Consider the following 12,043-nt stretch of genomic DNA (forward strand, 5'->3'; position numbering starts at 1 on the left):
CGCCTATGCTTTCGTCCATGAGCATGATCGGTTCCCGGATCGATGAAATCGGTACGCTGGTTCGCCAAGACGGTGGCTTCGCGCTGCGTCGAGACATTGGTGGGCGCTACTCCCTCGATCTTCATCGCGTGCCGGTCGACCATATCGAGAAGCGTGTTCGGGTGACGGGCGTGGTCGTAGCCGACGGGCTCATCGACGTTGACGGTGTCAGCACGCCTGAATAGCAGCGCTCCGCTTCTGTTCGCGCAGGTTCGGCTGATCGTCCGGCCGGACCTGTCAGATCGATCCGCATTCTGATGTGTGGATATCCGATCCGAGCATATCGGTCGCCAAACGCGCCGCGAGAATTCATTTATCTACGCGGTTGATTTTCTTGCCTGGCATGTGATCGTCGGCGCTCGAGCAAAAGCGATGCAAATCGGGGATGGGGGGAAGCCATGGAACTGGAGAATGTTGAATATCGCGGTCCGGACGACAGGCGCTATGTCGGCTTCCTGGTGCTGCCGGACAAGCCCAATGGCGCGGCAGTCCTCATCGCGCACAACGCACCCGGTGTCTCCGAGTTCGAACGCGGTATCGCCGTGCGACTGGCCGAGAAGGGCTACACCGCCTTCTGTGCCGACTATGTCGGCGATGGCGAGGTCCTGACGATGGACGCACTGGGACCCCGTATTCAGCCCTATTTCGAGGATCCGTCGCGTATCCGGCCGGTCATGGAAACGGCGCTCGGCGTGCTGACCGCACAAAACAGTGTCGATCGCAATCGTGTTGCCGCCATCGGCTATTGCTTCGGTGGGGCGGCGGTCCTCGAACTCGGTCGTAGCGGTGCCGATGTCTCCGCGATCGTGGGCTTCCATTCAAGTCTTCCGGTCAATCGACCCGAGGACGCCAGGAATATCAGGGGCAAGGTGCTGATCCAGCATGGCACGGCCGATCCGCTCATTGCACCCGATACCAGAGCCGCTTTCGAAGCCCAGATGGACGCGGCCGGCGTCGACTGGCGGATGATCCTTTATGGTGGAACCCAGCATGGCTTCACGGTCCCCGGTTCGGAGAAAATGGGCATGGCGGGCGTCGCCTATCACCTGACTTCGGACGAGCGGTCGTGGCGCGCGATGCTGGATCTCTTCAACGAAAGCATCGATCTTTCCTGACAGCGAAACGCCAAGCAAAAGGCCATCGGTTCGCCCGGTGCAAACGCCTGCGATGTTCTCATGCCCTGCGCCGTCGGATACGGCGCCTGCCTTCCAGGCTCCAACGGTTTGCGACACCTCCATCCCCCAAGCTTGGCAACAGTACAGGCGGTTGGAATTGCGGGCAGGCCATCTGCCGCTGGTCCGGCGACAAGGCGCAATTAGGCCGGCTATTTTCCTAGGCGGCTTGTCGATAGCGAGCCCATGGAGAGGCTTGGCCTGTGCGCAACTGCTCTAACTGTGGCGATGAATCGGCCAAACCCAGGCGCCCGTGCGTCCGCTGCCGGCGCAGTCCAATCGAAAACGAAGGCGGAGGCGCGTCATGCTGGAAAGAGGCATTTGTCATCTGGCCGCGGCATGTCTCGCCGCAACGGGATTGATATCGATGCCCAGCTTGCTTGAAGCACGTTCGGTGAATGGTCCAATCGAGGGGCGGATCACGCTCGGACAGGGGACTTTCGCTCACGCGCCCGCCAACTATGTCGTGGGCGAGTTTTTCCTCGATGGAACGGCAAACGCATACAGCCTGGGCGGCGACATAACGGCAGACGGCAAATGGCAGGCCGAGACTTCCGGTCACGCCGCTTACAAGACGCGCATGGTGGTCGCGCGTCCGAGCGACGCGGCAAAGTTCAACGGTACTGTCGTCGTTGAATGGCTGAATGTCAGCAGCGGAACCGACGGCGCGCCTGACTGGAATTACCTGCACAGGGAACTGGTCCGCGAAGGCTATGCCTATGTGGGCGTTTCTTCGCAAAAGGTTGGCCTCGAGGGAGGCAAGATGGCGATGCCGGGCGTCCTTCCGGTGAAGCAAGCCGACCCGGAGCGTTATGGCTCGCTCGCGCACCCTGGCGACGCATATTCCTATGACATCTTCAGCCAGGCGGGCCTGGCGATCCGCGATCGGAAATCCGGATTGCTCGGATCGCTGAAACTCGACCGCATCCTGGCGATGGGGGAATCCCAGTCTGCGGCGTTCCTCACGACCTATGTGAACACGATCGATCCGCAGGAGAGGGTTTTCGACGGCTTCCTGATCCATTCGCGTTTCAGAGGCGCGGCGCCGATCGACGGCGACTTTCTCTCCAGCATGCAGGCGCGCGAAAGCAGTGCGGCCGCAAAGAGCGTGCAAATCCGGGCGGACGTTCGCGTACCCGTACTGATGTTCATCACCGAAACCGACCTGATGGCGCCGATGGTTGGATTTCTCCCGGCTCGCCAGGGCGACAGCGCCCGGATCAGGACGTGGGAGGTCGCTGGGACCGCACATGCCGATACCTACACCGTCGTCGGCAGTACCATCGACTCCGGGTCGGCCACGAGCGCACAACTGGCAAGGGCGTTCATACCGACGGCGGAGATCATGGGGCTATCTCTCGGCAAACCAATGAACGCGGCGCCACAACATCATTATGTGATGGAGGCAGCGCTTTCTGCACTCAACAGTTGGGTCGCTACGGGCAAGGCGCCACCTAGCGCGCCGACGCTCAGTGTCGCGGACGGAGCCCCGCCAACGCTGATCGTCGACAGGTTCGGCAACAGCGTCGGCGGAGTCCGCTCTCCCTGGATGGACGTGCCGACAGCTATCTTTTCGGGGCTCGGCCAAAGCGGGCCGGGCTTTGCCATGCTGTTCGGCACTACATTTGCTTTCGATGAGAGCCAGCTTGCTGAACTCTATCCAGACGGGAAGAGGGATTATCTCGCCAAGTTCGAAGCGTCGCTTCGCTCGGCGATCGAGGCAGGCTTCATCCTGCCTGCCGATGAGATTGAGATCAGGAATCTTGCCGCCGAGATGTACCCGGGCGAATAACCCCATCAGGCCTTGGCGGGGGTTTAAAAGCGGCGCGTATCGGCAAGTCTCCTTGCGGTTCTTGAAATCCGGAGTCGCCTCTGGGACGTCACGGTCGCTTTGCAATCTGTCTGGGCCATTCGCGTTGCGGGAGCCACCAGGCTGACCATCAATTCAGCCGACTTTTTTGCACGCACCCCACCACTAGCCTGCCCCCGGCGCGGAAATCCGCCAGGCAGACTGAGGGAGTGGCATGCGAAAGGACTTGTTTGTGATGCTGGCGGCCGGCGCGGTGGTCTCGACCACTTCTACGGCTTGGGCAGAGGAAGCGGCGGACACCCGCAAATGCGAAGTCTCGTCCATCCAGGCTATGGCACCCGACGACACGACGATTGTCTCCGCCACTCCGACCGCAGCGCCTGTTCCGCACTGCCGGATTGAGGGTTTCGTCACCACGACCAACCCCGGGCCGAACAAGGTCAATTTTCGCCTGCAGTTGCCCGACACGGGATGGAAGAACCGATATTATTTCATAGGGATGGGGGCCGCGGCTGGCTATGTGCCCTCGGACTCCCAGATTCCGCCAGGCAATCCACTGTATAAGGGATATGCCGTTGCCGGGACGGACACCGGACACCAAGCCCATATGGTGGACTGGAGCTTTCTCAGAAAGAACGAGGCGCAGGCTGTCGACCATGTCCATCGCGGCGCTCATGTCGTGGCGGTCGCTACCCAGAAGATAACCAGGGACTATTACGACGCTGCCGGCATGTACCGCTATCACTCGGGCTGTTCGGGTGGCGGCCGTATGGGAGTGATGGCGATAGAGCGCCATCCGGAGGACTTTGACGGCGTCCTGCTTGGTGCACCAGGGGGCCGGAGCAGCGCAACAATGCTGAAGTTCATTGCCGCAGCGCGCGAAATGTCGCGCGAGCCGGGGGCATGGGTATCGCCAGCCAAGTTCGCCATGGTCGACAAAAAGGTCACCGCTGCCTGCGATGGGCTTGATGGAGCCAAGGACGACATCATCGCCGATCCGCGCGAGTGCAAATTCGACGTGGCGAAGTTGGCTTGTTCGGGTGCAGATGGACCCGAGTGCCTGACTCAGCCTGAAATCAGGACGATAAAGGCCATTCTGGCCGGTCCGCAGGGGCCCAATGGAAAGCTCACGGAAGGCTTTCCGATCTCGAACATGAGCACCTGGCCCAGCTTCCTCGGCCAGACACCTCCACCCTGGTCGCCCGAGCCCACCATCGAGAACCTGAGGAAGAGCCCAAGTGGATATGTGATCGGCGATTCGCTGGCACGGGTGTATTTCGGCCCGGATTATGACGCATTGAAGCAGTTCGACTTCAAGGATCCCAAACAAATCAATGCATGGTGGGAGGCCGCGAAGAGGTTCGATTATGGCCAGCCTTATCCGGCAGAACTCGGCGGCTTCAGCAAGGCCGGCGGAAAGCTCCTGTTGTGGAACGGGGTGAGTGATTCCTGCTGCTCGGACATCGAACTCGAGCAATATTATAACGATGCTGGCAAGAAGCTTCCCGGTGGGAAGGCAGAGCTCGAAGAGTTCGTTCGGTTCTACAGGGTTCCCGGCATGGCGCATTGCGGCGGCGGGACGGGGCCCCAGGATGCGCCCGACCAGATGCTCGACGCCCTGGTCGCTTGGGTCGAACAAGGCAAGGTGCCTCAGTCAATCGTCACCCATCGCGGCGCGGAGAGGGTCCAGATGCAATTTGCAGACCCCCAAACCAAGGTTGTTTCGGGCGTGATGGTGCCGCCGCCGGCGGGCGCCGCGCGGGACTTCCTTCTCTGCCCGCATCCTCAGGTTGCGAGGTTCAACCAATCAACGGAGAAAGGCGCCGTCGACAACGCTGCCAACTGGTCCTGTGTGTCACCGGCGAAAAAGACGGCCAGCCATAATTGACCGGTCGCAGGCTCGCGGCGGCCGCCATGCTCGACGCCGCGCGCCTGCGAACCACGTCCATTGCGCACCCGAGTGATCGGCAGCGGTCACCAACCGTGAAGCTGATATGCGCTGACGAAGCGCAGCATCCACCAACCGCATTTCCAGCCTGTTACCTGTCGTTCGTCAGGATTTTTCCACGCTGATTGCGGCTAGCGTGCGCGCAGCAGGAAAAATCCTGGAAGAGGATGGGGGCTGCGGATGGAGATCAGGTTTGACTGGCCGAAAATCTATACATCCGTCCTGGCCGAGAGATCGGCTCCAGTAAAAATGGCGTCGGCCGCCGTCGCCCGCATTGAGGACGACATTCGCCGCAGCGCCGGTCCCCCAGGTGGCTTGTTCGGAACCGGGCCGGAGATCTGCGAGCGCTATGGCCTGAGGCGCGAAACGTTGCTTGAGGCTGTGCGGATCCTGGAGGACAGGGGCATTGCCCGGATGCGTCGCGGTCCGGGGGGAGGCCTGATCGTTATGGAGGCACCCCGAACAGATATAGCGGTGGCGTTGGCGCGCTACTTCGTTTTTGTTGGTTTGTCTGACGAGCAGGCTTCGGATGCGCAGAAAGCCATCTGGCTGCTGCATCGCCATGACATAGCGGCCCGTGCTGGCACGACCGAAGCGTTTATCGCCGATTTTCGCAACATGCTGGCATCGGGGAAAACACCGCTTCATTCGCTGGACAACTCGGCCCGTCCATCTCTGCTTTCGCTCAACCGGTCGATCCGTCCATTTGCAGAAGCGCTCGACAAGCTCGCCGAGCATCGCGAGCGTGCCGTCACCTTGCTCTATAATCCACCGTCGGCAGGCCCGGACACATGTAGTGCAGGACTGGCCGGCTTTGTCGCCGAACTCCTGATCGCGGAAATTGGCCGACGGCGGCAGAAGGGCGATTTTCGCGTCGGCTTCGAGCTCGATCTCGCCGACCGCTTCGGCGTTAGCCGACAGGTTTTGCGGCAAGCCATGCGGCTGCTGGAGGATCGGGGTGTGGTCAGATGTGAACGCGGCCGCAGCGGCGGGATCATGGCGACGACCGTCCACCCCCCGGGGGTGATCGAGCGGATCGCCGACCATTATGCGCAAGTCCAGCTTATCGATCGCGATTTCCGCCCGACCTTGTCCATGCTCGGCCGCCTCAACCGGCTCCTTGTGGCGTGCAAGGCGGAGCAGGCCGATTGGGACGAGATCGGTCAATTGATCGGATTGCAGAAATGGGAGGATCCCACATCTCACATGATGCGGATCCATCTCGAATGGCGAGTGCTGGACAACCCGGTATTGAGCCTCCTCGAACAGGTCCTGTCAGCGTACCGAGCTCGCCGTGCGGGCAATGCGACGTTACTCGCGGTTAGCGATCTCGACGCATTGCGTTGCAGTGTGTTTGGCAATTTCGACTGTCTCAGGTCCGGCAACCTCGTGGCGGCCGACGAACATTTTGACACGCTCAACGGCCAGATCACGGAGTTGCTCGGACATCATTGAGCCGCGATCTGTCAGCTAACGACCACGCGAACGCGGGCGAGGTTGGGTATTTGGCGATGTGGTGTGGCGACGTCGCCGTCGCGTTGCGCGATCACGCGAACGCTCGGGAAATATGTGCCGGCCTTTGCATAAGCATGAGTGGTGGAAAGCCGGATTGCGGTCGAGGTCGCGTCCACACCATCCTGCGCGACAGGAAATGTGCCGCTGCCATCCAGGTCCCATTCGACGCGCACAATGGTTCCTGCGTTTGGTGGTACCTCGGCCACAACGACGAGCGTGACGGGCTCGTCTACTTTAACGTCCGCGCGCGATGCGCCGTTTGCCGAGGCAGCGACCACCGGCTGAATTCCGCCGCGGTCCTTAGCTTCCGGAGGCAGTGTCAGCTTGCCCCCCGCGTATTGATACTGGCTGGCAGGCGGCACGTCACCCTCTTCTACCCAGGCGACTAGGTCGGCGAGGCCCTGTTCGATCACGCCGGAATAGTTGATCAGGCGCGATGAAGGCGAAGGAAAGATGCTGGACGGCAGGAATGCCGGCGGGATGTGCTCTGCATTTTCCACCCATTGGAGACGGAAGTTGTCGGGGTTCCCGTGCCGGCTGACATTTTCGGCGTACAGGATCGCCTGGTCGGGCCACAACGAGGTGTCGTGGGTGTGCTGCATGTAGAGCAGCTTGCCTTCGAACTGCGCGGAGTAATGGCCGCCAAATGGAGTCGGCACGCAGATGGGCCGGCGCTGCGGGAAAATCGGCGCGTTGTCGACAATGACCTGGTCGAAACCTTTCTCGCCGGCAATGATATGATGTCGGTGCCAATGGCAGTAAGCGAGAAACGCGTCATTATCCACCTCGACGCTGTCACCGGGTTCGATATCGGCAGCCTTGGCGTTGCCGTCGGCACCAAAACCGTCAAGCAGGAGTGTGTCCCCAAAAAGGCCGGTGACATAGAGCTGGCGATCGGCCGCGTTGCCGCTGGTCACCCTGACTCCGGCGCCCGGCAGATAGCCCTGTGGCGCTCCTGCCAGGCGAATCGCGATTGGCTTCTCGGGCGGGGACATGACCGCCATGAACGAACTGGCCTCACCCGCGGCGGGGCCTCCACGCATGACCTCGGCGGCAATGTCGCCGGCGGTACGCACTTCGCCGACCTTGGTTTCGAAGCGTACGATGCGGTCGCCCTCGAACAGATGAGGCGTGTCGTGGCCGGCATAGCCCTTCTCGTTCCAGAAGGCGTGGACATAGTCCGGATCCTGACGCTTCCAGTCGTCGGCGTTCCAGCACCACATTGCGGCCTGACCCATAGGCTGGGCGATCATATATTCGGCACCCCGGGGGAAGCCGAGGCGATATAGGTCAGCAAGCGCTTCGCGCTCGTATGTGGTCAGGCCTTCGAACGGATTGCCGCTACCGCCGGGTTCCATCGCATCGATGACGCTGGCAAGCTTGTCGCCGAGGAGCCGTCGGACGTTGAACATCGCCCCGAATCCGGTTGGCTGCACGCTCTCGATGGGCTCGTCGGCTTTTCCAGGGGCCACGGGACCGCCCCCCATGAAGGGCAGGGCACCATCATAGATATCGGCAGCATTTTCGAGGCAGAGGGGTGAGCGGCGGGCACCGCCGCTCCCGCCATAGACATAGCCATGATGGGGCGGGCGGCCATAATGCAGGGTCGCAAGATGTTTGGCAAAGCGGGCGGACTCCGCGCTCGCGCGATATCCGTATAGGCCCGGATCGTTGCCGGCGCGCTGATCGAGGTCGTTGCCAAAATGGCCCTGGTTGGACTCAAGCATATATCCGCCTAGACGGAAGCAGGCTTCGACCCCGCCAAGGACCCCGGCAAGCGGGCCAACGAAGGCGAACTCGGTGCCGCCGAGGCCCCCACCCAAAGGCTGGAAGAAGCGCCCCTGATAGACCGGCTCATCCGGGAAATAGATCGCAAACCGCGTATCGGTGTTCTCGAAGCCGCCATGAACATAGCGATGCGAGGATGGCTGTTCACGCCGCTCGTCCACATCGATGAATGGCTTGCCGAAATAAGGATCGGTGCCCTGATAGTCGTCGATAACCACGGTTGGCTCTCCATCCGATTGAAGCGTTTCAAGAAAGGGCGCAGACCGGTCAGCTGACGGGCGGGCGCTCAAGTCTTGGGAAGGCGCGCTGATAGGCATTCGCGACGCGGAAGATCGTCGCCTCGCTTCCGGGCGGGCCGGCGACCTGAAGGCCGACCGGGAAGCCTTCGATGAATCCGCAAGGTATCGAAATTGCCGGAAATTTGAGCCAATTGAACATATCGGTGTGGCTGCAATAGGAGCCCATGAAGCTGCCGCCGGGATAGGATGGACCGGCCGTCGTCCATGCCGCCTCCCATTCGTCGATAGGCCGGGTGATGCGCTGCGACGTGGCCGATAGAATGACGTCGTGGGTCCGGAACAGTTTGTGGAAGCGATCCCAGTTGCGCCCCCGTGCCTCGAACCCGGCCTGGAGCGTTTCGGCCGAAGGGGCGGGGAGGCCAGCTGTCGGATAGAAAGCGAGCCACTGTGCCATGCGCCCTGGCATGATGTCGTCCCAGAACTCGCGTGTTTCCTCGACGGTCGCGCCAAGTCCCTCGAATTTTTGGGCCTCAGCGCGGACGAGCACGATAACGCGGGGGCTTTCGGGTGCTGCGTACCGATCGGTGAAGCCGAAATCGTCGGTCCACGCGCAGCGCAGGCCGGCTACCCCGTGCTCGATGTGCGCGAGAAAGTTGTCGGGCTGCGTCTGAAGCGAAAACGGGTCCCGCCCGTCGGGGCCTGCCATCACCTGGGTGATGTGCGCGGCATCACGCACGTCGCGCGTCAGGGGGCCGACGGTTATTCCGGCAGGCGGTCTCGGCCTTTCATAGTCGAGCTCGGGAATGAGCCCGGCCGTCGGGTGGAAGCCGACGATGCCGCTATAGGCAGCGGGAAGACGGGTTAATCCACCGCCATCGGAGCCGATCGCGAAAGGTAGCATGCCGGCCGCGACCGCAGCCGCGCCCCCCGAACTGGACCATCCAGGAACGTGACGCGTGTCCCATGGATTGCGAGCCTCGGCGTCCCAGTTGAAGGGTGTGAACAATCCTTCGCCCGCCAGCGTGCCTCCGCCCCCCGCACCGAGCATGCTGTTGGTGCCAAAAATGATGGCACCAGCCTTGCGAATCCTCTCCACCCCAAAATGATCGCACTTGGCGACGGCCGCGGGCGTATCGCCCAGTTGATGGCCGCGCAGCCCCGCAACCGGCACATGGTCCTTGATCGCTGTAGGCACGCCATGCAGCGGCCCCGGAAGCTCGCCGCGGGCCAGGCTGGCATCCGCAGCATGTGCTGCCGCGAGCGCGCCTTCCCGGTCGAGCTCGGAATACACGTGTAATTCTGGATCAAGCTTGTCGGCACGCTCGAGGAAATATTGTGTGACCTCAACTGCGGTCACGTCCTTGCGCGCGATCGCGTCGCGGATACGTTCCGCCGACCACCAGCGCAGGTCATCTGCAGCGGGCGCGGGCGATCCGTCGCCGGCACGGCGTTGTACTGGCTCATTCATCAGTGGGACCTCCGTCAAATTTTGTAGCGCGCTGTCGGTCGACTAGAAGTCGAAGCGAAACTCCACTCCGAACATCTGCGGTTCGCCATAGAGATAGGCCACAGTACCGAATTGGGTCGGCAGCTGGTTGTTACCGCCGACGATATAGGTCTTGTCGGTGATGTTCTTGACGAAGATGGCAGCGCTCAGACTCGTGTCCATGATGTCATGCCAGTCGGCCCGCAGGTCGATCCTGGTATAGCCAGGCGCGGTCGCACCCGGCACGCTCAGCGCGGCCACGGGGTTGCCATTGGGGCGATTGACAGGGTCGAACGCAATCAGGCTCTGATAATAGATATTGGACTGAATGCTGATCTTGCCGATTTCATCGCTGGTGGGGATGGATACTCGCGGCGTGACGTTGAGCTGGTGCTTGGGTGAGTTGGGAAAACGGCTGTTGCTCAGATCACCGAGGCCGGGATCGATATACTCGTCATATTCTGCATCGAGGTAAGTGTATTTGAGGTCGATACTGAAAATGCTGCCGGCGGCCACGGCAAGATCGACGTCCACGCCCTTGATGTTGCCCGCGGCCGCATTGCGCGTCACCGTCGATGCCGGGATCGTGTTGAGATTAACGAAGCGCTGGATGTCCTTATAGTCGTCGTAGAAGAAGTCGAGATTGGCGCGTATCGCCCAATCTCCGGACCCCCATTTGCTTTTAATGCCGATCTCATAGTCAGTGACGGTTTCAGGCCGGAAGAACTGATCGGCGGGATTGAGTGCCGTCGAATTGAAACCGCCGGACTTGTAGCCCCGTCGCACGGTGGCATATGCGTTGAGGTCGGGCGTGAACTCGTAGAGCGCCGCGAGATTCCAGGTGGTAGCGTTGAAAGTGGCCTCGTTGGCGCTCGGCGCACCTGCGGGCAACGGGAATGGAATGCCGGGAATGAGGATTTTGGTGCCTTCTGTCGAGGTCGACCGGAAATCCTTGGTACGCCGAATACCAGCGGTCAGCGTCAAACCGTCAAGAGGCCTGAGGTTGGCCTCGCCATAAAAGGCCTTGCTCGTGTTGAGGCTGCCGCCGCTGATGACGAATGCACGGATCGGGCCGAGATAGCCTGCGGGGAGCAGCCCCGGGATCGGCGGTAGCTGGACATATTGGACGGTATCAAAGCCAACACTTCCGGCCGGCGACTTGTTGCGCTCGTCATAATAGCCAGCAACCACATCGACGATGTCGAAATTACCGCGAAGCTGGATTTCTTCGGTCCGTTGCGTAATCCAGTTCCCCTGGAAAGGATTGCTAACATTCAGGATCGGAAGATCTGTCCCGTCGATATCGTAATTTGTCTCCATCTGATACCAACGGTAACTGAAGATATTCTTCAGACTGATGTCGTCCGTCATGTCGAGCGTCGTGGAGTTCAGGACACCGCGCGACTTGAACCCGTTGCTCAGGGGAAAGTCGACATCGATGATCCGAGGGCCCCGCGCCTGCTGGGCGGCGAGGGCGGCGGTCAGTTGCGGCAGGAGCGGCGGCTGGGTCGGTGTGCTTGCCGAGAAGACGGGGTTGGTCGCGGTGAAACCGCCAATGGACGCGCCCGATCCTGCCTCCTCGATCGACGTGTATTCGAAGAGGGTATAATTTTCGAAGCGCTCCGACGGGGTCAGGAGGAGACTGACACGGAAGGACTTCGTGTCCTCGGCGTCCGTCCGACTGTCATTGAACAGGTTCTTGGTGAATCCCTCCCGATTGAGAAACTGCCCTGCAAAGCGCAGCATCACCTTGTCTGGAACGATCACACCACCGACGGCGAATTCCACATCACGGCGCTCATATTCGCCGATCCGAAAGTTGAAGAAGCCGTCAAGATCGTTGGTTGGACGTTTCGGAACGAAGAGGATTGCGCCGCCCGTGGTATTGCGGCCGAACAGCGTGCCCTGCGGACCCTTCAAAACCTGCACATTCTCCAGGTCGTAGAATGTTTGTCAACGGCGGAGCAAAAGTCGGCCATTCGGCGGCGTAAAACCAGGCCACGGTGTTACATGCCGGGGGGAGTGGCGTGAGGGCGTAGCCCGAAG

8 protein-coding genes are annotated in these 12,043 nt (G+C 61.2%); 5 read left to right on the plus strand and 3 right to left on the minus strand.

The window, feature by feature from the left end; all coding sequences use genetic code 11:
* The first annotated feature begins 17 nt into the window (after positions 1–17).
* The 5 genes from CHB74_RS18055 (at position 18) to CHB74_RS18075 (ending at position 6,424) form a co-directional block, all read left to right on the plus strand.
* Complete coding sequence (locus tag CHB74_RS18055) at positions 18–224, plus strand: DUF5818 domain-containing protein (protein ID WP_029624440.1); 207 nt, start codon at positions 18–20, stop codon at positions 222–224.
* Between the two features lie 273 nt (positions 225–497).
* Positions 498–1,154 (plus strand): dienelactone hydrolase family protein, encoded by a 657-nt coding sequence (locus CHB74_RS18060; RefSeq protein ID WP_179220903.1) that lies wholly within the window; start codon positions 498–500, stop codon positions 1,152–1,154.
* 424 nt (positions 1,155–1,578) lie between these two features.
* Complete coding sequence (locus CHB74_RS18065; protein ID WP_089220934.1) at positions 1,579–3,003, plus strand: alpha/beta hydrolase domain-containing protein; 1,425 nt, start codon at positions 1,579–1,581, stop codon at positions 3,001–3,003.
* A 232-nt stretch (positions 3,004–3,235) separates the two neighbouring features.
* Positions 3,236–4,909: a tannase/feruloyl esterase family alpha/beta hydrolase gene (locus CHB74_RS18070; RefSeq protein ID WP_089220935.1), complete on the plus strand. Its 1,674-nt coding sequence runs from the start codon at positions 3,236–3,238 to the stop codon at positions 4,907–4,909.
* Positions 4,910–5,149: 240 nt separating this feature from the next.
* Positions 5,150–6,424, plus strand: a complete 1,275-nt coding sequence (locus CHB74_RS18075; protein WP_144033852.1) for a GntR family transcriptional regulator — start codon at positions 5,150–5,152, stop codon at positions 6,422–6,424.
* An 11-nt stretch (positions 6,425–6,435) separates the two neighbouring features.
* Here CHB74_RS18075 and CHB74_RS18080 read toward each other — a convergent pair whose 3' ends face one another.
* Genes CHB74_RS18080 through CHB74_RS18090 form a run of 3 tightly spaced genes read right to left on the minus strand, consistent with a single transcriptional unit; the run spans position 6,436 to position 11,926 of the window.
* Complete coding sequence (locus tag CHB74_RS18080) at positions 6,436–8,490, minus strand: alpha/beta hydrolase family protein (RefSeq protein ID WP_089220936.1); 2,055 nt, start codon at positions 8,488–8,490, stop codon at positions 6,436–6,438.
* A gap of 49 nt (positions 8,491–8,539) precedes the next feature.
* On the minus strand, positions 8,540–9,979 hold the full coding sequence (locus CHB74_RS18085; RefSeq protein ID WP_089220937.1) for an amidase: 1,440 nt from the start codon (positions 9,977–9,979) through the stop codon (positions 8,540–8,542).
* 42 nt (positions 9,980–10,021) lie between these two features.
* Positions 10,022–11,926 (minus strand): TonB-dependent receptor, encoded by a 1,905-nt coding sequence (locus tag CHB74_RS18090; protein WP_089220938.1) that lies wholly within the window; start codon positions 11,924–11,926, stop codon positions 10,022–10,024.
* Positions 11,927–12,043: the final 117 nt, after the last annotated feature.

Source organism: Edaphosphingomonas laterariae, from assembly GCF_900188165.1.
GTDB classification, from domain to species: domain Bacteria; phylum Pseudomonadota; class Alphaproteobacteria; order Sphingomonadales; family Sphingomonadaceae; genus Sphingomonas_E; species Sphingomonas_E laterariae.

Coding starts and splice junctions, on each gene's coding strand:
- CHB74_RS18085 (WP_089220937.1), bottom strand. CDS start 9,979: ATGAATGAGCCAGTACAACGCCGTGCCGGCGACGGATCGCCCGCGCCC.
- CHB74_RS18065 (WP_089220934.1), top strand. CDS start 1,579: ATGCCCAGCTTGCTTGAAGCACGTTCGGTGAATGGTCCAATCGAGGGG.
- CHB74_RS18070 (WP_089220935.1), top strand. CDS start 3,236: ATGCGAAAGGACTTGTTTGTGATGCTGGCGGCCGGCGCGGTGGTCTCG.
- CHB74_RS18055 (WP_029624440.1), top strand. CDS start 18: ATGAGCATGATCGGTTCCCGGATCGATGAAATCGGTACGCTGGTTCGC.
- CHB74_RS18075 (WP_144033852.1), top strand. CDS start 5,150: ATGGAGATCAGGTTTGACTGGCCGAAAATCTATACATCCGTCCTGGCC.